19 protein-coding genes and 3 pseudogenes are annotated in these 19548 nt (G+C 66.8%); 6 read left to right on the top strand and 16 right to left on the bottom strand.

What is annotated here, in order from left to right:
- The 6 genes and pseudogenes from ACO1BR_RS38355 to ACO1BR_RS38330 form a co-directional block, all read right to left on the bottom strand.
- Positions 1 to 1187, bottom strand: a pseudogene (locus tag ACO1BR_RS38355) (IS701 family transposase); the annotation flags it as partial.
- 56 nt (positions 1188 to 1243) lie between these two features.
- On the bottom strand, positions 1244 to 1399 hold the full coding sequence (locus tag ACO1BR_RS38350; RefSeq protein ID WP_426799737.1) for a hypothetical protein: 156 nt from the start codon (positions 1397 to 1399) through the stop codon (positions 1244 to 1246).
- A 161-nt stretch (positions 1400 to 1560) separates the two neighbouring features.
- Positions 1561 to 1791, bottom strand: a complete 231-nt coding sequence (locus ACO1BR_RS38345) for a hypothetical protein (RefSeq protein ID WP_426799736.1) — start codon at positions 1789 to 1791, stop codon at positions 1561 to 1563.
- Positions 1730 to 2365, bottom strand: a complete 636-nt coding sequence (locus ACO1BR_RS38340) for a group II intron maturase-specific domain-containing protein (protein WP_426799735.1) — start codon at positions 2363 to 2365, stop codon at positions 1730 to 1732. The genes ACO1BR_RS38345 and ACO1BR_RS38340 overlap by 62 nt, the downstream gene beginning before the upstream one ends.
- A 260-nt stretch (positions 2366 to 2625) precedes the next feature.
- Positions 2626 to 3528: a response regulator transcription factor gene (locus ACO1BR_RS38335; protein ID WP_426799734.1), complete on the bottom strand. Its 903-nt coding sequence runs from the start codon at positions 3526 to 3528 to the stop codon at positions 2626 to 2628.
- Positions 3529 to 3540: 12 nt separating this feature from the next.
- Positions 3541 to 3855 (bottom strand): hypothetical protein, encoded by a 315-nt coding sequence (locus tag ACO1BR_RS38330; protein WP_426799733.1) that lies wholly within the window; start codon positions 3853 to 3855, stop codon positions 3541 to 3543.
- A gap of 148 nt (positions 3856 to 4003) precedes the next feature.
- Between ACO1BR_RS38330 and ACO1BR_RS38325 the strand changes: the two genes are divergently transcribed.
- On the top strand, positions 4004 to 4999 hold the full coding sequence (locus ACO1BR_RS38325; RefSeq protein WP_426799732.1) for a LuxR C-terminal-related transcriptional regulator: 996 nt from the start codon (positions 4004 to 4006) through the stop codon (positions 4997 to 4999).
- 74 nt (positions 5000 to 5073) lie between these two features.
- Here ACO1BR_RS38325 and ACO1BR_RS38320 read toward each other — a convergent pair whose 3' ends face one another.
- From ACO1BR_RS38320 to ACO1BR_RS38285, 8 genes are all read right to left on the bottom strand, one after another.
- Entirely contained in the window at positions 5074 to 6333 is a 1260-nt protein-coding gene (locus ACO1BR_RS38320) for an MFS transporter (protein WP_426799731.1), read from the bottom strand.
- 93 nt (positions 6334 to 6426) lie between these two features.
- Complete coding sequence (locus ACO1BR_RS38315) at positions 6427 to 7443, bottom strand: hypothetical protein (RefSeq protein WP_426799730.1); 1017 nt, start codon at positions 7441 to 7443, stop codon at positions 6427 to 6429.
- A gap of 19 nt (positions 7444 to 7462) precedes the next feature.
- Positions 7463 to 8593: a galactose-1-phosphate uridylyltransferase gene (gene galT / locus ACO1BR_RS38310; RefSeq protein ID WP_426799738.1), complete on the bottom strand. Its 1131-nt coding sequence runs from the start codon at positions 8591 to 8593 to the stop codon at positions 7463 to 7465.
- A gap of 44 nt (positions 8594 to 8637) precedes the next feature.
- Positions 8638 to 9306, bottom strand: coding sequence for a D-glycero-alpha-D-manno-heptose-1,7-bisphosphate 7-phosphatase (locus tag ACO1BR_RS38305; RefSeq protein WP_426799729.1), 669 nt, complete (start codon positions 9304 to 9306; stop codon positions 8638 to 8640).
- A complete protein-coding gene (locus tag ACO1BR_RS38300; protein WP_426799728.1) occupies positions 9303 to 9938 on the bottom strand; it encodes a D-sedoheptulose-7-phosphate isomerase in 636 nt (211 codons plus the stop codon). The genes ACO1BR_RS38305 and ACO1BR_RS38300 overlap by 4 nt, the downstream gene beginning before the upstream one ends.
- 81 nt (positions 9939 to 10019) lie before the next feature.
- A complete protein-coding gene (locus tag ACO1BR_RS38295; RefSeq protein ID WP_426799727.1) occupies positions 10020 to 11483 on the bottom strand; it encodes a glycogen synthase in 1464 nt (487 codons plus the stop codon).
- Positions 11480 to 12058, bottom strand: a complete 579-nt coding sequence (locus ACO1BR_RS38290; protein WP_426799726.1) for a hypothetical protein — start codon at positions 12056 to 12058, stop codon at positions 11480 to 11482. Before ACO1BR_RS38290 ends, ACO1BR_RS38295 begins: the two co-directional genes overlap by 4 nt.
- Positions 12055 to 13074: a hypothetical protein gene (locus ACO1BR_RS38285; RefSeq protein ID WP_426799725.1), complete on the bottom strand. Its 1020-nt coding sequence runs from the start codon at positions 13072 to 13074 to the stop codon at positions 12055 to 12057. Before ACO1BR_RS38285 ends, ACO1BR_RS38290 begins: the two co-directional genes overlap by 4 nt.
- A 276-nt stretch (positions 13075 to 13350) precedes the next feature.
- Here ACO1BR_RS38285 and rfbB point away from each other — a divergent pair, with 276 nt between their 5' ends.
- Genes rfbB through ACO1BR_RS38270 form a run of 3 tightly spaced genes read left to right on the top strand, consistent with a single transcriptional unit; the run spans position 13351 to position 16688 of the window.
- On the top strand, positions 13351 to 14364 hold the full coding sequence (rfbB, locus tag ACO1BR_RS38280; protein WP_426799724.1) for a dTDP-glucose 4,6-dehydratase: 1014 nt from the start codon (positions 13351 to 13353) through the stop codon (positions 14362 to 14364).
- Between the two features lie 21 nt (positions 14365 to 14385).
- On the top strand, positions 14386 to 15141 hold the full coding sequence (locus ACO1BR_RS38275; RefSeq protein ID WP_426799723.1) for an NAD-dependent epimerase/dehydratase family protein: 756 nt from the start codon (positions 14386 to 14388) through the stop codon (positions 15139 to 15141).
- Positions 15142 to 15191: 50 nt separating this feature from the next.
- The gene (locus tag ACO1BR_RS38270; protein WP_426799722.1) at positions 15192 to 16688 is read left to right on the top strand and encodes an MFS transporter; all 1497 of its coding nucleotides are present in this window, start codon (positions 15192 to 15194) and stop codon (positions 16686 to 16688) included.
- Here the strand turns inward: ACO1BR_RS38270 and ACO1BR_RS38265 are convergent.
- Positions 16615 to 16809 (bottom strand): annotated as a pseudogene (locus ACO1BR_RS38265) (hypothetical protein); the annotation flags it as partial. The gene ACO1BR_RS38270 and the pseudogene ACO1BR_RS38265 sit on opposite strands and share 74 nt — an antisense overlap.
- A 5-nt stretch (positions 16810 to 16814) precedes the next feature.
- Between ACO1BR_RS38265 and ACO1BR_RS38260 the strand changes: the two are divergent.
- A pseudogene (locus ACO1BR_RS38260) lies at positions 16815 to 17090 on the top strand (ISAzo13 family transposase); the annotation flags it as partial.
- Positions 17091 to 17101: 11 nt separating this feature from the next.
- Here the strand turns inward: ACO1BR_RS38260 and ACO1BR_RS38255 are convergent.
- On the bottom strand, positions 17102 to 18121 hold the full coding sequence (locus tag ACO1BR_RS38255; RefSeq protein WP_426799721.1) for a LacI family DNA-binding transcriptional regulator: 1020 nt from the start codon (positions 18119 to 18121) through the stop codon (positions 17102 to 17104).
- Positions 18122 to 18404: 283 nt separating this feature from the next.
- On the opposite strand from ACO1BR_RS38255, the gene ACO1BR_RS38250 reads away from it, so the two are divergent.
- On the top strand, positions 18405 to 19478 hold the full coding sequence (locus tag ACO1BR_RS38250) for a glucose-1-phosphate thymidylyltransferase (RefSeq protein ID WP_426799720.1): 1074 nt from the start codon (positions 18405 to 18407) through the stop codon (positions 19476 to 19478).
- Positions 19479 to 19548 lie beyond the last annotated feature (70 nt).

The following is a 19548-nucleotide window of genomic DNA, read 5'->3' as shown; positions in this document are numbered from 1 at the left end:
TTCCCGGTAGTCGTGTTCGATGCGCCAGCGCATCTTCGCCAGACGGACCAGGTGCCGCAGCGGGGTGTCGGCGGGCAGGTTGGTCAGCCAGTAGTCAGTAGGCTCCTTCTGTCTGGTGGGCCACTCACTCAGCAGCGTCGCGGTGGGCAGCACTCCGTCCCAGGCGGCGGCACCGCCCGCTTGGGTCAGGGCGAATCTGCGGGCCGCGATGCCCNACTCAGCAGCGTCGCGGTGGGCAGCACTCCGTCCCAGGCGGCGGCACCGCCCGCTTGGGTCAGGGCGAATCTGCGGGCCGCGATGCCCGCCGGTCGCACTGTGTCGGCCTTGAACCTTGAGCGCATCGGGCCGCGCGAACCCCTTCGCCAGGTCGCCTGCCGGTAGCTCTTGCGTCCCGATCCGGTGGCCAGGGCCTTCAAGGGCAGCGCCGGGCTGCGGTATCGGGTGGCGGGCTTGCGCCCGGTTCCGCTCCAGACCGGTGCGGTAGGCACCGCGTCGCGCGGATGGGCGGACTCATCAGCCCGCACCGCGACGATGAAGTCCAAGCCACGGTCCGACAGCGCCTGCCGGAACGCGGTGTTCTGGCCGTACCCGGCGTCAGCCACGATGATCTTCGGGGCAAGGCCCCAACAGACGGCCTCGTCGATCAGGTCCAGGGCAAGGCGCCACTTCTCCCGGTGCCCGACCTCGTCCGGCATGCCGGTCTTCGCTCGGCGTTCGCCATCCTGATCCCATTCCTCGGGCACGAACAGCCGCCACGAGATCGGCACCGAGGCGGTATCGGAGGCGGCGTGCAAACTAACTGCGACCTGGCAGTTGGACTGCTTGCCCAGTGCCCCGCACCACTGGCGGGCCACCCCCACCGACATCTTCCCGTCCTTGGGGAACGACACGTCATCGATCACCCACACCATCGTATCGACCACCGGCACCGTCTTGAGGGCCACCGCCCGCAACACCGCGGTGTGGTCCCACGGCGATTGGTTCACGAACTGCTGCAGGGCCTGCATATCGCCACCCGGCAGTCGCTCAGCCATCGGCTGGATCGACTTGCGGCGACCGTCCAGCATCAACCCGCGCAGGTAGCACTCACCCCACCCACGCGTGTCCTTTCGCCGCACCGAAACAAACACCTCGGCCACGAACGCCGCCAACTGGCCACGAAGTTCCTCGAGTTCCCCCAAGTCCACCGGACCACCATGCCCGACCCAGCACCGCACGATCAAATCAAGTTAACGAAGTACTACTAGTGATGTGGTTCGGAGATGCGCGAGCAGTAGCGGCAGATCCGGTCAAGGGTCTGGTCGGCGGTTTTGGTCCACTGGAACGGCCGGGCTTCGCCGTTCCAGACCTTGATCCAGTTCTCGAGTGCGGCCTTGAGGTCGTCGAGGTAACAGAACACCCCACGCTCCAGGCAGCGTCGTTCCAGCTCGGCGAACCATCGCTCGTCGGGTAGGACCGCTGCATTGCTGCAGCGGTCCCCCCTCAGAACCGGCCGTGCCCGCTTTCCGAGCAACCGGCTCAAGCAAGCCCCATGGGCTCGCGGACGCACAAAAGTCCTGGTCATCGGTCGGGGCCAGTGGCGAGCCGACGCTGGCAGTAGGTGTGCATCAGGCGTGAGGCGGCGGGTTTGTCCGGCTTGCCGTTGCCCGCGTCGGCGGTGACCGCGTGTTTGCGGATCGCGGTGCGGGTGGCCTTGAGCCACTGCTCCCACTGGTCGGGGATTTGCGGCTCATGGTCGGCGTGCAGCAGCAGCCCTCCGCAGAGCGGACATCGGCAGCCTTGCTTCTGCAACAGATGCAAGGTGCCTTTGCCCAGCGGGAGTTTGCCGCAGCTGCGCCGCTTGGCCCAGAAGTCGGCCAGGGCGGGATGGTCTCGGTTGACGCCCTTCCTGGCACCTCCGGTGCCGGACGATCGGCGTCCAGGCGAACTTGTAGAGATAGAAACCGCTGACGCGGTCCCCGAATACCCACGTGTCCTGCCTGAACGGGTTGAACATGCCGAAGTACCGGGCGGTCACCCAGCGCATCGGCGTGTTCGGGTGGGAGAACTTGGCCCACTTGTAAACCAGTCTCCACACGTAGGCGTCCAGCGAGCTGAACGCCCGCTTGGACACCCGGATCCGGTAGTAGGCGGCCCAGCCCTTGATGATCGGGTTGAGCTTGGCGATCACCGTGTCGGCCCCTCGCAGGGCCAGCACCTCGGCGGCAAGCCGTTCCCGGATCCGCCGCAGGGCCGCGTTGCTCGGCTTGGTCAGCAACTTGACGCTCAGCGCGCCTGGCGAACCCAAATGGAGACGGAAAACCGCACCTGACCTGCGATTTTCTTCAGTCTCGACCCGCGTATCGTGTTGTAGATGACTCGCCACGTGGAGTGCGTGGTGAGTCTTGAGCCGGTGGAGAAGGGTGACTGACCTGCGGCTTTTTCGATGGGCATGATGTGTGGTGTGGGCGTTACGATTGACATCTTGACGCTCGTGACGTTCATCTGACGTTTGTTCTGATGGCGCGTCAGATGATTGCGAGGGGTCAGGTGTGTTCCGGTGGTGCCAGGTATGAACCAGGACCTCGCTGACCGTACAAGTGCGCCCAACATCTGGGCGGACGTAGGGTGCACGGTCGTACGGGCTCACACCAGGCCCGCGTTGACCGCGCTGACCACCGCCGCGGTCCGGTTGGGGGCGTCGAACTTCGCCAGCACTGAACCCACCAGCCGCTTCGCCCCGTGGGGTGAGATGGCAAGGGCGCGGGCGATCTGCTTGTTGCTCATGCCGCTGGCCATCAGCTGGAGCGTCTCATTCTCGCGGGGAGTGAGGGTGGTTGCCCTGGCGGAGGCCCGCGGCAGCTGTATCCGGTGCAGGTTCAAGAGTTCCCGGGCCAGCGACGCCGGCATCGGCACTTCACCGGCAAGTGTGCGTTCCACCGCGTCGGCCAGCGACTGCCAGCAGAGGTCGGCGAGTGACAGGAAACCGTCGCCGGGCAGCGTTCCGAAGGAGGGGCTGCGGCGGTCACGGACGGGGTCGCCCAGGACCAGGACCGGTGGCAGCGGACAGGACCGGTCGTCCTGCGTGTCCGAAAGGAGGTGCCACTGCTCCGAAGCGACGATCAGGACGTCGAAGCTGTGTGACGGGTATGGCCTGTGCAGTGTTTCGGGCTCCAGCACGATTACGGCGCTGATGCCCGGCACGTCGTCGAGGATTGCTTCGAGGCCGGCGCGGACGACTTGGCTGGAGACGAGCAGGGCCACGGTGCGTTCCTCCGCAGCGCGTGCGGCTTCGAGTGCTGCCCGGTTCGCTTGCTGGACGCTGTCCGGGGAAAAGGGGGAGAGGGAGGTGAGAGGAGGTGGAGAGGCCATGGTCGGCGGCGCGTTGGTGAGTTCCAGCATGGTTGTCGGCTCTCTCTCGTGAGTTCCTGCCGGTGACTGGCGGGCTTGCCGCGGAAGGCGATGCTCTCGGGCATCGTCGAATTGATCGTGAGTCTTATGGCGTGCAAGCCAGAGCGGAACTGCGCCGGTCCGGCCGAATGCGTCCATGACCGGATGAGGTCAGGTGGTCGGCGGCTCGTCCGGCAGAAGGGAGAGTAGAGAGATTAGCGTGGCTCCGCAGGCCTCGACGGCGTATCCCGCGAACACGGGTGAGCGCAGCGCCTGCAGCGCGAGCCGCAGAGCGGCTCGCTCCGCTTCCTTGAGGGAGGGGCAGGAGAAGAAGAGTCCCAGGGTCGGGTTCTTGTCGAGGGCGGAGCTGGGGCTGACGTGTTCCAGTGCGTCCCCGGGCCGGGCTAGGGCGAGGAGTTGCGCACACGCGTCGGGGGGCAGGTGCCGCGGGCGCGCGGCACGCAGCCGGACGTGGACCAGATGCATGAAGTTGAACCTCGCGCGCGTTCGCCGTACTTACAAGCCACACCCGGTGGCAGGTTCCGGCAACTACCTTGTTCGTCCTGCCACTTAACCCCGACCGTCTGGCATGATCTTCCTCAGTCATGATCACTCGGGCGAGGGGTAGTCGTCAATGGTGCTTGCATTGCTGGGCCTGGACGCATGTACCGAAGAGGTATACCGCTCCATGTTATCCCACCCAGGCGAAGGTGTATCCGGCCTTGCTCTGCTTCTGCGTCGAGAGGAGCAGGAGATCCGCGCCGCGCTGGACCGTCTGCACGAGCTGTCGCTGGTGCGTCCGTCCCGGAGCGAGGGCCTGTATGCGGTCAGTCCGGAGCTCGGCATGGAGGCGCTGCTTGCCCGGCAGCAGGCGGAGCTCGCCGCGCAACAGCAGCGGGTGGAGGCGTCGCGGGCGGCCGCGGCCCAGTTGATCGCCCGGTTCTCCGAGGTACGTAAGGAGAGCGGGCGGCCCGATGTCGAGCACCTGATGGGCGTCGAACGGATTCGGGAGAAGCTCGCGATTCTCACCCGGCGGGTGCAGCGCGAGGTGATGACTTTCGCCCCGGGAGGTGCGCACAGTCCCGAGAGTCTGGAAGCCGCCAAGAGGCTCGATGTCCAACTGCTCGGCCGGGGTGTGGGGATGCGCACGGTGTATCTGGAGAGCGTCCGCAACAGTCCGTACACCGAGGAGTACGCGAGATGGTTCACGGGGCGCGGGGGAGAGGTGCGGACCGTTGCCTCGCTGCCGGTTCGGATGATCCTGGTGGACCGGGAGACAGCGGTCATTCCGGTCCGGGCGGACAACGCGCGAGAGGCCGCGGTGGTGCTGACCGGTCAAGGGACGCTGACGGCGCTGTGCGCGTTGTTTGACGGTGTGTGGGAGTCCGCCGCCGGACTCGGTGAGGAGCGCAGGAATGACGAGTCCGGGCTCAACGCGCAGGAGCGTGAAGTGCTCAAGCTTCTGTACCGGGGGTTGACCGACGACACCGTCGCCAAACGACTCGGGGTCTCTTCGCGCACCGCACGCAGGATAGCCAACGACATGATGGAACGCCTTGGCGCCCGCAGCCGGTTCCAGGCCGGTTCCCTGGCTGTACAGAAGGGATGGCTGCCGCGTCACGTTGCCTGACTGCGCCGATGTCGGGCCTGCTCGAGAGGAGCGGACCCGACATCGACTGCTGTGCATTGTGACTCTGCGTCAGCTTACTGAACTGGCGGTGCCTGGGCGGCAGATGGCTCTGTGATGTCGGCCGGAGCGGTGGACCCAGTGGCCTGCACCTCGAGTTGCTTGCGTAGCCGGGCAAGTCCGACCCCGGCAACGGTCAGCGCGAGCAGGCCCGCAGCGGACGGCAGGAGATAGCCGGAGTCGGCGCCGAACCGCTCGACCGACCAGCCCGCGACCATGCCGCCCAGCGAGATGCCGCCCAGGAGGCTGGTGACCGCAAGCGTCATGCCCTCGTTGATCTGGGAACGCGGGATCAGCTCCTGGACCAGTCCCATGCCAGTGATCATCGTGGGCGAGGTGCCCATACCCGCGAGGAACATCAACACCGCCAGTGACCAGATGGATCCGGCAAGGTTCAGCGGGAGCATCAGCAGCGCCATGCCGGCGACCCCCGTGAGGAAGCGCGAGGTGCTCGTGCCGCGCAGTGTGATCATGCCGAACAGCATGCCGGCCACGGCCGACCCGATGGCCTGCATCGCCAGCACCGCACCGGACGACGACTTGTATCCCAGGGAGTCGGAGAAGGCGACGGTGACCATCTCCAGCGAACCGAAGATCGAACCGGTGAACAGGAATGCCAGCATCATGACCTGGAGGCCCCGGTTCCTGAGCGGCGAGCGGGAGGCGGACGGGTCGGCCGGCTGCACGGGGGGTTCGGTGGAGCGTTGTGCGGCGAACAGGAAGGTGCCGACCAGGGTGAGGACCAGCGGGACGATGCGGCCCGCTTCCGGCGCTATCCCGGTGGCGAGCCCCACGGCCAGGATCGGTCCGAGGATGAAGCACACCTCGTCCAGGATCTGTTCGAAGGAGTTCGCCACGTGCATGCAGTCCGCGTTGCCGTCATGGACCTCGGCCCAGCGGGCGCGCGCCATGCCGCCGACGTTGGGAGCTGTGGCAGACAGGATGCTGGTGGCGAACAGGGTCCAAGTCGGTGCGTCGAAGGAGAGGCACAACACCAGTGCCGCCGACATCAGCGCCGACCAGGCAGCCGCCGGAACGGCGATTCTGGACTGTCCGTAGCGGTCGATGAGGCGGCCGAGGAGTGGGATCGTGAGCAGAGTGGCGGCGAGCGAGGCGCCCGAGACGGCGCCGGCCAGGGCATAGGAGTCGCGTATGGAAGCGACCATCACGAGGGTGCCGATGCCGGACATCGACAGGGCGAGCCGGGCCAGGAATCCGGTGGTGGTGAAGCCGATGGAGCCCTTCGCGGAGAATAGCTGTCGGTAGGGGGTGAGCATAGAGAACTCCAGGAGATGGGTCCGGCAGGCTGGGAGCCCGCCGGAGTGGAGGCAGCAGGACGGAGAAGGCGGAACAGGAACCCTGGTTGGGGCTTACGTTGCGGTGGGCACCGGCTCTCTCGGGGGTCCTGCCGGGTCGACGGCGGCGACGTGGACTCCCCGTCCGTCGAAGTGGAACGGTTGCTCAGTGAGACCGTGGGTTGTCACGGCCGCCCGGACCTCCTCCTGGACCCCGGCCTTCGCGTGCAGCAGCAGGAAGCCACCGCCCCCTGCCCCCAGCAGCTTTCCGCCGCTCGCGCCCGCGCGGATCGCGTCGGCGTAGGCCCGGTCGACGGATGGAAGGGAGACCTGCGCACCGAGCTGTCGTTTCAGGTCCCAGTGACGGCCCAGGACCTTCCCCAGAGCAGTCGTGTCGTTGTTCTTCAGGGCGTCCAGCGCCGGCCAGGTCAGTGCCTTGATCTCGTGCAGCCTGCGCTCTGCGGCCCTGTCGCTTTGCCCCACCCGTGCGTTCTGTTCACCGAGCACCTCACCTGAATCCCGGGTTCTGCCGGTGAAGAAGAGCAACAGCTCATCGTCGAGTCGGCGTACGAACTCCTCGTCTACCGGCACCTTTTCGGCTTCTACTACGCCGCGGTGAGAGAAGTGAAGCAGATGGAAGCCGCCGAGTGCCGACAAGTACTGGTCCTGGCGACCCACCGGCCGCCCGAGCCCTTCGGTCTCGATGACACTGGCCGCCTTGGCTGCCGCCGCCGGGTCCAACTGTCCGGCCGTCAGGCCCGCGACCAGCGCGACAGTGAATGCCGACGAGCTGCCCAGGCCGGTGCCGCCGGGAACGTCGGCGAACGAGGCGAGTTCCAGGGGGTTGCCACCCCAGTGCCGGCGCAGCGCCTCCCGGGCGAACGGATTGGCGACGTCACCGGCGGCGGTGCTGCTGCAGGAGTCCAGGCACGCCCGGATGTGCCCGTGCGTACGGGCCGGTCGGCCCACGACGGTGACCCGCAGGTCGATGGTGGTGCCCAGGACCACGCCGCCGAACCGGTCGGCATAGCTGGGCACATCGGTGCCGCCGCCCGCCAGTGAGACGCGCAGAGGAGCACTACTGATCCACACGGTTGCTGCCTCGGCTTCCTCAGTCGTTGTCGGTGCGGCTCACGAGGCCGCGGCGAGGCGGCATCGGGTGCACCCAGGTGTCGGCCGTGCGCAGCGCGGCGGCTGCCTGTTCCGGCTCCACCTCGCTGATGAATGTGCCCGCGCCCAGTTCGCCCGCGGCCAGCCGTTTGGGCTTCAGCGGGGTTGCCCTGTCAGAGAACACCTGGGCGTGGAGATGTCCGAGCTCGCGGTCGCCGTTCGCCGGAGCCTGGATCCACAGTGCCATGTACGGCAGTGCTGCTTCGGCGACCGTCTCGAATCGGCGCAGCAGCGACCGGTATGCGCCTGCGAGGTCCACCCGCTCCTCCTCGGTGAGCGCAGCCAGGTCCGGCACGTGCCGGTGGGCGTACAGGTGAACCTCGTAGGGCCAGCGTGCTGCATGCGGAACGAAGGCCGTCCAGTGCTCGGAGCGCGCCACGATCCGCTGGCCGGCTGCGAGTTCACGGTTGAGGACGGAGCAGAACACGCATTCCGCACCTCTTGCCCTGGCGTGCCGGGCAGCCTGCCGCATGCGCTCGAACCGGCTCGGCATGAACGGATAGCCGTAGATCTGGCCGTGCGGGTGTGTCAACGTTGCACCGATCTCGCTACCCCGGTTCTCGAAGCAGACCACCTGTTCGACACTGGGCAGCGCGTTCAGCGCCCGGGTACGGTCTGCCCAGGCCTTGACAACCGTGCGCACCCGCTGTTCGGACATCCGGGCCAGCGAGGTCTCGTGCTCGCTGCCGAAGGCCATCACCTCGCAACGGCCGCCGGCCGGGGACGAGAGCGATGCACCGCGCTCGTCCGGAGACGCGGCGCCTCTCAGTGCTGGATAGCGGTTCTCGAAGACCGCCACGTCGTAGTCGTGGGCGGGGATTTCGGTTGCCGCCGATTCCGAGGACGGGCATAAGGGGCACGGGACAGCGGCACCGCCGGATCGGTCCTTGCGGTGGGTGGCCATGACGACCCATTCCTCGACCGTCGGGTCCCAGCGTAGCTCGGACGCGGATTCGACCGGCGGGAGCGCGCGAGTGTCGGTCACCGTGCGGTGGCGCCCGGCAACATCGTCATAGAAGTGGATCTCACGGCCGTCGGCCAGGCGAGCGCGGGTGCTGTGAGGCGTGGGCATAGGAGGTCCGATCGGTCTGGCGGTGCCTTGAGAGACGGAGGAGTTCAACAGAGTGCTCGGGCGGGATGGCGGGCGATGCGGCGCAGTGCCTCGGCTGTGGTGGCGGCCTGCAGGGTGGGATGTGAGGCGTGGCCGGAAAACAGAGCGTCCCGGTGCGGACTGTTTCCTTCCTGGCGGTCCGCGTCCTGGCCGTCGGCGGATTCTTCCCGGGCCGGGTTCGGCCCGGCCGACGCGGCCTCGCGGACGGCGGGGCCAACCAGTGCGGTACGGCAGCCCGCCTGGCGTCCCGCCTCGACGTCCGAGTCGAAGTCGCCGACCATCCACGAGGCAGACAGGTCAAGGCCCAGCTCCTCGGCCGCGTGGTGCAGCAGGCCCGGCCGGGGTTTGCGACAGCCGCACCGGAAGGACAGTCCGTCCACCGCACCGTCGCTGTGGTGCGGGCAGGCATAGATCCCGTCGAGTACCACACCCGATTTCTGCAGCAGACGGCGCAGATGCCGGTGCATGGCGTCAAGGTCCAGCGCCGAGAACAGGCCACGGGCGAGCCCGGACTGGTTGGTGATCACCACGAGCGCCCGGCGCTGCGTCTGCAGTTCGTACAGGGCCGGTTCCACGTCTGGCTGGAGTACCAGATCCTCGGGCCGGCTCGGATAGTGGCGGGGTTCGGTCAGGGTTCCGTCCCGGTCGAGAAAGACGGCCGGGCGCCCATTCACTGTCCGCCCGCCGTGCCCGCACCGGCCAGCGACTCATGTCCGGGTTCGGCCAGGGCACGCACGTAGGAACGCATGTGACGGGTGAGGATGTGCGCCAGCGACATGTGGATGTCTTCCTGCTCCTCGATCGACTCCGCCGGCGCCAGGACATAGGCGTCGCACAGTTCGCGGGCGATCCCACCCTCCGGACCGAGCAGCCCGATGGTGGTCATGCCGTGGGCGCGACCGTAGCGCAGTGCCTGCAGGACGTTGGGAGAATTCCCGCTCGTGCTGATGCCGATGACGACGTCGCCAGGCTGGGCGAGCCCGGCCAGTTGCCCGGTGAATACCTCGTCGTAACTCACGTCGTTCGCCCAGGCGGTCAGCGACGGGACGTGGTCCACCAGGGACATCGTGCACACGGGTGCCTGCCCCGGCACCCGGGTGTTCTTGGACAGGTCGACCGCCAGGTGCGAGGCAGTGGCCGCGCTGCCGCCGTTCCCGCAGAGGTAGAGCGTGCGACCGTCCAGGTAGGCGCGCTCTATCTTCTCTGCCACCCAGACCAGGTCGGTGGTGGATACCTCGGCGATGGCTTGGCGTAGGCGCAACAAGTAGGAGGAGATGTCGTGCTGGCGGTCGGTTGCCTCGACCATGATGGGAGCACCTTCTTCGTTGGTGGGGAGCCGGGGGGTGGCCGGAGTCGGCCGGGATCAGCGGGGCGGTGAGTGGGCCGGTTACAGCTGAGCTGCTCGTGCGTTCGCGGTCCGTGTGTACAACTCGGCCGTGTCGCGGGCCGAACGGTCCCAGGACCAGTCCTGGGCCATCACCCGGCGCCGCACGGCTTCGACCTGGTCCGCAGGTCCGGACAGCCAGCGCGCCGCCCTCAGTACGGTGTGCCGCAGCGCGCCGGCGGTCAGCTCCGGCAGGACGAAGCCCGTTCCTTCGTTGCTGGAGTCGAGGTCGATGACGGTGTCGCGCAGGCCGCCGACCGCACTGACCACCGGCACCGTCCCGTATGTCATGGCGATGAGCTGGTTGAGCCCGCAGGGTTCGGCGCGCGACGGCATGACAGTGAAGTCGGCGCCCGCGTATGTCAGCCATGCCGAGTCCTGATCGAAAGCCGGTACGTGGTGCATGCCGAGAGGTACGTCGCGCGCGAGCGAGACGAGGGCCGACACGAGAGCCGCGTCCCCCTGCCCCATCACGACCAGTTGACAGGCACCGTCCCGCACCAGCGGAGCGATCGCTTCGAGTAGCAGGTCGGTGCCCTTCTCGGGCACGATCCGTGAACACACGCCGAGCAGCGGCACCGCGGGATCCGCCTTCAGGCCGCACCGCTCCTGGAGCAGCCGCTTGTTGGCGGCTTTGCCCCGGCGCACGTCCTGGGGGCCGTAGGGCACGGTGAGGCGCGCCCGGGCTTCCGGCCGCCACAACTCGGTGTCGATTCCGGCGACGATCCCGGTCAGCGGGCGGGAGTTGAGCGCGCCGCCCAGAGCACTGTCAGCCGTCTGCGCCAGCAGCTCTTGGGCGTACGAGGGGCTTCCGGTGGTTACCGCATCGGCAGCCAGCGCCCCGAGCAGCAGCAGACTTGCTTCATCGCCGGCCGCGGCCAGCTCCCGATGCCAGTACTCCGGCAGGCTGAGCGAGGAGATCTCACCGGGCGCCACCACACCGGTGTACTCGGCACTGTGCACGTTCAGCAGCAGAGCCGGTCGCGGGGAGGCCCCGCGCATCGACCGCAGATGGGCGAGGGCCGGTCCCGACTGCCAGTCGTTGCCGTGCACAAGGTCGTAGCCGCGGCCCGTGGAGGTCAGCCAGGCGGCCGTGCATGCTCCGAAGAAGGCGGCGCGTGCGGTGGCGTCCGCGTATTCCAGGTACTGCGCGTCCCGGTACATCCCGGCGCGGTCGTACCAGTGGCCGGAGCGGACCAGGTACACCTCGCCCGGCCCCTCCCGGACGAGCAGCCTGTCTACCTGAGCGGGCGCGCTCACTCCGCCCACGGCCAGCGACTTGGTGCTCCACACTCTTTCGGTATGGAGACCGTGGTCGTCCACCAGCCATGGGTAGTAGGGCACGACGAGGTCGTGTACGAGCCCGTGGTCCTGCTCCAAAGCGAGGGGCAGTGCTCGTGCGGTCTGCCCGAGTCCGCCTTCCACGAAGTACGGGGCGAGCTCCTGAGTGAGGTAGAGGCATCTCATCGGCCGGCCGCCGGGATCAGCCAGATTCCCATGATGTGCAGGTCAGGGTTGACCGGCAGGATGAGCTCCTGGCAGCGAGCCGGGTCCGTGAGCCAGGTGGAGGAGCGCCACAGCCGGGGCTCGGCGCCGTGCTCGGCTCGACCGCCGATGTCGTACAGGAAACTGCTGTGGGCGAAGCAGGTGTCGTCGAAGACCGGCCGGCGGGAGAGGAAGTCGCTCAGCTCGACCTGCGCCCCGATGGCCGACGAGTCGTCACCGGGGGCGAGGAAGAGACTCTCGCTCACGGCACCCCCTGAACCGGCGCCGACCACCTCGATCCCGCTGACGAGCAAGGGAGAGTCCAGGGCCAGGACTTGGCCTTCGCAAGCGATGTTGTCCGGGATGCCGTGCCCGAAGTCGTCCGGCAGGCCAAGTACGGCTGCGGCGCCCGCTATCTGCTCGGCAGGACAGGCACGGCCGAAGCCGTCGAAGCCGTCGCCGGGGGTGGCGTCCACGGCGAGGAAGGCGGCGTTGTTGCGGTACGGGGCGAGGTTGAGGCGTAGGGCGTGCGCGGGCGGTACGGGGGTGGTGATCACCGGTTCTCCTCCGCCAGCGCGGCCAGTGCCGTTCCGGCCGTTTCCAGGTTCTGTGCAGCGAGTGCGAGGCGCGGACGCAGCTGGTTGCGGAACGTGATCGACCGGGGGTCGTCCGCGGTCATCACACCGAGGCGCATGATCAGATTGCGCACCACCAGCAGGTCGCGGGAGGCTCGTTCCACGGCGTCGACGAGTTGCGTGCCGTTCTGCAGTGAGCCGTCGGCGGCGAGCGTGCCCAGGTGCCCTGACAGCCAGCGCAGGGTGTGGTGGTACCACCACAGTCCAAGGAGCAGCCAGGGGCCTGGGCCCCAGTCCTGCTGGGCTCCTTCGCTGCCGCGCGGCCGGTTGCCCACCAGGTCCAGAAACGTGTCGAGGTTGGTGGACAGGGTGTGGGTGAGTTCGGTGCCGCTCAGCCACCCGCCGGCCTCCTGCGAGGTTCCCGAGAGGTCTTGGGCGAGAGCGAGCAGGTTGGCCCGGTGGCCGACGGCGGCGGGGGAGTGACCCGGGATGGGTACGAGCTCAATCCAGGACTGCCCGGCGTCGCCCTCGCACATGGCCGGGGTCAGCTTCTCCAGTGGCACACGGTCGTTGAAGAACACGACCTTACCAGGGTCGGTGAGCCGCACGGTTTCGGTCGTCTTGTCGAAATCATTGAGGACGACAACGTGCAGAGCGTGACTGGTGCCGTGACCCACCCAGTAGTGCTCGAGGAAGTAGGCGTCAGCGGCGATCGCGATGGCCCGGCCCGTCTGCAGGGCCTGCGCCGCCTTCGCCCAGTCGTCCTTGCTCCGCACCGGGTGTTGGACGAGTGAGTAGCCGTGCCGACGGAAGGTCTCGGTCAGCGGTTCCAGGGGATCACTGAAGGACAGCAGATTGTCGTCGCCGAGGCGGGCGGACGTCGCCGCACTGTTGCCGAGCACGCGGAACGGATCGGTGTGCGGCTCGGCTGTGTGCAGCAGAGTAGCGAAGGCTGCGTGGTAGCAGCTCGAATCGGTGAACAGGGGCGCCTGGGTCACCCGTACCCCCAAGATTTTGGCCGTGTCTGACGGTTCAGGACCCTAGGAGCGGGTCATGAGCGGCCACAATCGAGTCCTTCGGGCATGACCGGGTGACCACGGCCAGGCATGTACACCCCATCTGGCCAGGGGAAATGGGGCTGACGGAAGCCAAGTTGGCGGTGCACGATGGTGCTGCCGCGCGGATGCTGAGCCAAGCAGACGCTCCTTCATCTGCGGCTGCTTCCCACCTGCGATCGTCCTCCTGATCTTCCCGCCCACGACCCAAGGTGAGTCATGCCCGACGCCCTCGCCCCTGCCCGAGTTCTGGTGACTGGTGGTGCCGGTTTCATCGGATCGCATTACGTGCGCACCCTGCTCGGCGCCGCCCACGGAGCCGGCCCTGCGAGGCTGACTGTGCTGGACAAGCTGACGTACGCGGGAAACCCCGCCAACCTCGACGCGGTCCGGGCTGATCCGAGGTTCACCTTCGTACACGGTGACATCTGTGACCCGGCGCTGGTGGGCCGACTCATGGCGTCGCACGACGAGGTGGTGCACTTCGCTGCCGAGTCCCACGTCGACCGCTCCATTCGCGACGCGTCCGCTTTCGTCACCACGAATGTGACGGGTACTCAGACGCTCCTGGATGCAGCCGTACAGCACCACGTCCGCTCCTTCGTCCATATCTCGACCGACGAGGTGTACGGATCGATCGAGTCCGGTTCCTGGCCCGAGACCGACCCGCTGCACCCCAACTCCCCTTACGCGGGTACCAAGGCGGCTGGCGAGCTGCTGGCACTCGCCTACCACCGCACCCACGGCCTGGACGTGCGGGTGACCCGCTGTTCCAACAACTATGGGTACTACCACCACCCTGAGAAGGTTATCCCGCGCTTCATCACCAACCTGTTGCGCGGCCTGCCGGTGCCGCTGTACGGGGACGGCTCGCACATCCGCGACTGGCTTCACATCGACGACCACGTCCAGGGTATTGAGCTGGTCCGCACCCGAGGTGCGGCGGGAGAGGCGTACAACGTTGGCGGTGGTACCGAACTGAGCAATCGGGAGTTGGCGGGGCTGCTGCTCAAGGAATGTGGAGCAAGCTGGACGAGCGTCGTGCGGGTAGCCGACCGTCCGGGCCACGACCGCAGGTACTCGGTGGATTGCACCAAGATCGCCCGGCTCGGCTACCGTCCCCGCCGCACGTTCGCCGAAGGGCTGGCCGACACTGTCGCCTGGTATCGGACGCACCGGGAGTGGTGGGAGCCACTGGTGGAGCATGGCGCCTCGGGCCTGGTGCCCGCGTAGCAGGGCGGGGGCTTCGATACCATGCGCATCATCGGGAACGGCTTTCTGGCCCGGCAGTTGGAAGCGATATCGCACCTTCACCCGCACGCCGTCCTACTCGCCGCCGGTGTGTCCGACGTCGGGCTCGCAGCCCCTGTCGCGTTCGAGCGGGAGGCCCTCCTGGTCCGCGATTCCGCGAGGGAGTGCCGACGCACAGGGCGGACCCTGGTGCTTTTCTCCACAGCTTCGGCCGGACTTTACGGGACGCCGCGCTGCACCGGCCGCGAGGAATGCTCCCATCCGACCACTCCGTACGGTCACCACAAGCTTGCCATGGAGCGCCTGGCGCGAAGCTCGGGGTGCTCCTGGCTGATTCTGAGGATCGGTCACCTGGTCGGGCCGGGACAGTCGCCACACCAGCTGATTCCCGCACTGGTCCGGCAAGTTGAGAGCGGCGAGGTGTGCATCTTTCGCGATACCAGGCGTGATCTGCTGGACGTGCGGGACTTCATTTCCATGATCGATGGCCTCTTGGCATTGCGCGTGACCGATGAGATGATCAATCTCGCGTCCGGTTCAGCCGTACCGGTAGACGACATCGTGACGCACATAGCGGCTGTGTTGAAGCGTGAGCCGCGACGCACCTACGTTGATCTGAGCCGGGATCACTACGTCTCGGTGCAAAAGCTGCGGCACCTGCTTTCGAAGGAAAGTGGGGGGCACGCCGGCTACCGGGCAGTGCTCGACCGCTATGTCCCTTTGTACGCCTCCAAGTCCGCGGTGCACGGCTCGCTGTGAAAGTGGCCTCTGTCCGCGATGGCCGTACGGTGCCCCGCTCGAGGAGCAGTGTGACCTTTACTGACAATCGTGCGGGCACTCCTGTGTCCGCGACGCCGCCCGTTCCCCGGAGCGGGGCGGCGCTCGCCCTATTGGTGGCCAGCCATTTCCTGCTGAACTTAGATTCGGCGATCGTGGAAGTGGCCTTGCCGTCGATCGAAAATGATCTGTCTGTCGGCCTCTCGGGCCTGTCCTGGATCGCCAACAGCTATCTCATCGCGTTCGGCGGATTCCTGCTGCTCGGAGGGCGGTTGGGGGACCTTCTCGGCCGGAGGACGGTGTTGGTCGCAGGGCTCCTGGTGTTTGCCGTGGCGTCCCTGGCCGGAGGTCTTGCCACCTCGCCCGCGTTGCTGGTGGCTGCGCGCGCGGGTCAGGGGCTGGCTGCGGCCGTCATCTCGCCGACCGCCCTGGCGCTGCTGATGACCGTCTTCCCCGACCGGACTGCGAAGGAGCGGGCCGGTCGCAATAGGGCTCTGGCAATACTCGGCGCCGTGGCCGCCACGGGAGGCTCGGCGGGCTACTTCCTGGGCGGAGTGCTTGCCGACGTTTTCGGCTGGCAGTCCACCTTCCTGGTCAACGTACCGGTGGCCCTCGCCCTCGCCCTCGCCGCACCGAGGCTGCTGCCGCGCGGTGCCCGCACTGGTCCCCGCGGGCGGTTCGACCTCGTCAGTGGCCTGCTGGTGGGCAGTGGAATGACTCTGATGGTGTACGTCCTCATAGGTGCCCGCTCAGCTGGGTGGCTGTCGATGAAGACTCTCGCCCTGGGGGTACTCGCCGCCTTCCTGATGGTGCTGTTCGTGCTTCGTCAGCGCACCAGTGCCGACCCGCTGCTGCCGCTGCGGATCTTCGGCCGGCGGGCGTTGCGTGGGGGCAATGCCATCGCAGCGCTCGTCAACATGGCGATCGGCCCGGTCATCTTCTTCCTGAGTCTCTACACCCAACAGGTGCTCGGCTATTCGGCGATCGCCGCCGGACTCGCGATCCTGCCGATCATCCTCGCGGTCACCGTCGCTTCCACGGCGGCTGGCTGGTTCCTGCGGCATCTGAGCCAGCGGGCTGTGATGTGCACTGGGCTCATCCTCTTCGCAGCCGGGCTGCTGTGGATGGGGCAGATGTCAGGTGGGGCGTACTGGGCTGAATTGCTCGGCCCCGAGTGTCTGGTGGGCCTCGGCGGGGGACTGGTCTTCGTGACCTTCACCACCAGCGGCACAAGTGGACTTGACGAAGCGGAGTCTGGTGCGGCGTCAGGGGTCCTCACCACGTCCCAGAAGATCGGCGCGTCGTTCGGCCTGGCGATTCTGACCACACTCGCGGACGCCCGTACCCGGGCCGCGGGCAGTGGTGCGGCCGATGCGCACGAGGCGCTGCTTGCCGGCTACCGCCTGGCCGTCCTTGCCGCGGCGGTGCCCGTTGTTCTCGGCCTCCTCGCCGCGGTCATATGGCTGCCCGGCCGCGAGTCCGCGATCCGGGAACCGAGTGATCAGGGTCGTCCCGTAAATGATCCTTGAGTTGGTGGGGGCGGGTCGGTCGGCGGTGCGGTCCGGGCGTCTGTCCGGCGAGGGCGAGGTTGTGCAGGCGGGCGATACCGCTCATCGCGTGGTGGACGCCGTCGCCCTCGAGGCGGCAGTCGCCCCCGGCGCGGCCGCCCGCCCCGGCTCGTATTCTCCGACCAGGTCCTGGCCGCCGTCCTCCACCTGCACGTCAATCTGGCCGCGGAACCCCTTGCCGTGCTCTTCAGGAGCAGCCGCACCGCCATGCACCGCACCCTGCGGACGATCAGACGACTGCTCGAGGCACAGAGCATCGCCATCCCGGCCGCCATCCCACCCGCCGAACTCGCAACCCTTCACGCCGGAGTCGCCGCCCACGGCGACAACCCCCATCACCAGGCCAAGACGACGGGTTCATGATGGGCAAGCCCTCAGCCCGAGAAGAGAGGGGCCCTCCCGACGGATCCACGGAAGATGAGATCCGGCGGGAAGAACAGCTCAAGGGGGGAGAGTGGCGTTCCGTTCACCGTCATGATGAGAGCGTCCGCGATCGATTCGGACATCTTCTCCACCGAATAGCTCACCACGGTGAGTGGAGGATCTGTATGGAGGGCCAGATCGGAATCTCCGAGCACTATGAGGGACAGATCGTCGGGTACGGAAAGAGAACGGGAGCGAGCCGCCCGAAGGGCTCCAATTGCTATTTCGTCACTGTCGCACACGATCGCAGTGCAGCCTCTGTCGAAAAGAGCCTCCGTCGCACAGAATCCGGATTCCTTGGAATTGTAGGAGTTCTCGACCAGCTTCTTTGCTTCGAGAGTCGGTTGGCTGCATTCGCCCAGCGTTGTAAAAAATGCATCCATTTTTCTCTGGGTGACGAGGAAGCGGTCCGCGCCCAGGATCATTCCTGTCCGTACATGCCCGAGCTCGAAAAGGTGACGCAGGGCGATGGAGACTCCTGCAGAATCGTCGTTCGAGAGACGTGCAGCCCTGGAAGGGAATGCGGTTCCGCCGACCAGTACATGTGGAACTGAAGAATTCTCCAAAGAGCGGTACATCTCGTGGTTCGCCGTGGTGTCCGTGTGATCCCCGGCGAGGAAGATAAGCCCCGACGCGCCGCCTGCTAACAGTCGGCGCACTGAGTTCCCCTCGCTCGGCGCGCCGGTGCGCGGTGAACAGAGAATGGGCAGATGGTCTCTGCGTTGTAGGGCTGTCAAAACGCCTTCCACGAGCCCTGAGGTGACGCCACAGCCGGTGTCCTGGGCGACTACCCCGATGAGCTCGGTCGGTATCAGGGGTCTCTGTGTCGGCCGGTATTTCAACGTTTCGGCGGCTTCTAGAACCATTTGTCTGGTCCCTTCGGCGACGCCGGGCCGGCGGTTCAAGACGCGACTCGCCGTGGCTTGACTCACGCCCGATAGGGCGGCCACGTCGGAAAGGAGCTTCGGCATGAGATGACGTTAACAGGTGGATGAATCTCCGCACCTCCGGGTGTTCCGCTGAACGCTTTCCTTGAATGGCGGACACTTTCTCCAGCAAAGGCGTAATTGTGTACATCGTGTCCAATTTTTATCCCTCCTGAGCCCTTCATGTTGGACGGTTCCGGCCAACCTTCCGGTATTTGCTTGCCTGTGGTCTCGAAGGTGATCTAGTAATGTTCCCTGATCAAAATGATCGACGTGATGGAAGGTGGCCCAAGGGCTGCCGCGCGGCCGCTTCGGTGATGGGGGTTCCTTGAAGGCGCTAGTGCTTGCTGCGGGAACCGGGACTCGTCTTCGCCCGGTCACTCACACCGGAGCGAAACAGCTTGTCCCGGTGGCGAACAAACCTGTGCTGTTCTATGCACTGGAAGCCATTGTGGAGACCGGGATAACCGACGTCGCCATCGTTGTGGGCCCGAGCGCCGAGGACATCAAGGAAGCGGTGGGTGACGGGTCTGCCTTCGGGATCGATGTGACCTACATCTGCCAGGCGACCCCGCTGGGGCTCGCGCACGCTGTGAAGATCAGCCAGGACTTTCTCGGCGACGAGGACTTCCTCATGTACCTCGGTGACAACTTCGTCGGCGGCGGCGTGGCCCATTTTACTGACGAGTTCCGTCGCAGCCGTCCCAGCGCGCAGATCCTGCTCACTACCGTTCCGGACCCCTCTGCGTTCGGCGTGGCCGAACTCGACCTGAACGGCAGGGTCGTATCTCTGGAGGAGAAGCCCGTACGGCCTCGGAGCGACCTCGCGGTGATGGGCGTCTACCTGTTCACTTCCGCCATCCATGAGGGGATCCACGAGATCAAGCCGTCGCCCCGCGGTGAGCTGGAGATAACCCACGCCATCCAGTGGCTGATCGAGGAGGGGCGCGACGTCCGTTCCACGGTCACCACCGACTACTGGCGGGACACAGGCAACGTGGCAGACATGCTGGAGGTGAACCGGCACGTGCTGGACCGCACCGGCGACAGCGCGCGGGTCGAAGGTGAGGTCGATGCCGACAGCACCCTCATCGGCGCCGTGCGCATCGAACCTGGCGCACGTGTCCTGGGCTCACGCATCGAGGGGCCGGTCGTCATCGGCCCCGGCACTGTGGTGACCGACTCCCGCATTGGCCCGTACACCTCGATCGGCGGCGACTGCGAGATCACCGGTAGCGGTATCAGCTCCTCTATCGTGCTGCACGCCTCGACTGTGCGCGGAGTGCCCTCGATTACCGCCTCGCTGATCGGTCGGTACACCACGGTGACCTCCGCCCCAGCCGGCAACCACACCCATCAGCTGGTTCTCGGCGACCACACCAGGGTTACTCTCGCCGGCTGACGTGCCGGACTTCTTCGCCCAGGCGCCCGCGGCCACGAGCCCTGTGCCACTCTCTCCCGCCACAATGCCA

The sequence above is a fragment of the Streptomyces sp. YGL11-2 genome (genome assembly GCF_050054615.1).
In the GTDB taxonomy this organism is placed as follows: Bacteria; Actinomycetota; Actinomycetes; order Streptomycetales; family Streptomycetaceae; genus Streptomyces.
The sequence above is the reverse complement of the archived record's forward strand: the minus strand, read 5'-3'. Positions and strand labels throughout refer to the sequence as shown.

Bases quoted from the DNA above. Each gene is read 5' to 3' on its own strand.
- ACO1BR_RS38335 (WP_426799734.1), bottom strand. From the start codon at position 3,528: ATGGACGCATTCGGCCGGACCGGCGCAGTTCCGCTCTGGCTTGCACGC.
- ACO1BR_RS38300 (WP_426799728.1), bottom strand. From the start codon at position 9,938: ATGGTCGAGGCAACCGACCGCCAGCACGACATCTCCTCCTACTTGTTG.
- ACO1BR_RS38295 (WP_426799727.1), bottom strand. From the start codon at position 11,483: ATGAGATGCCTCTACCTCACTCAGGAGCTCGCCCCGTACTTCGTGGAA.
- ACO1BR_RS38320 (WP_426799731.1), bottom strand. From the start codon at position 6,333: ATGCTCACCCCCTACCGACAGCTATTCTCCGCGAAGGGCTCCATCGGC.
- galT (WP_426799738.1), bottom strand. From the start codon at position 8,593: ATGCCCACGCCTCACAGCACCCGCGCTCGCCTGGCCGACGGCCGTGAG.
- ACO1BR_RS38275 (WP_426799723.1), top strand. From the start codon at position 14,386: ATGCGCATCATCGGGAACGGCTTTCTGGCCCGGCAGTTGGAAGCGATA.
- ACO1BR_RS38255 (WP_426799721.1), bottom strand. From the start codon at position 18,121: ATGCCGAAGCTCCTTTCCGACGTGGCCGCCCTATCGGGCGTGAGTCAA.
- rfbB (WP_426799724.1), top strand. From the start codon at position 13,351: ATGCCCGACGCCCTCGCCCCTGCCCGAGTTCTGGTGACTGGTGGTGCC.
- ACO1BR_RS38325 (WP_426799732.1), top strand. From the start codon at position 4,004: ATGGTGCTTGCATTGCTGGGCCTGGACGCATGTACCGAAGAGGTATAC.
- ACO1BR_RS38330 (WP_426799733.1), bottom strand. From the start codon at position 3,855: ATGCATCTGGTCCACGTCCGGCTGCGTGCCGCGCGCCCGCGGCACCTG.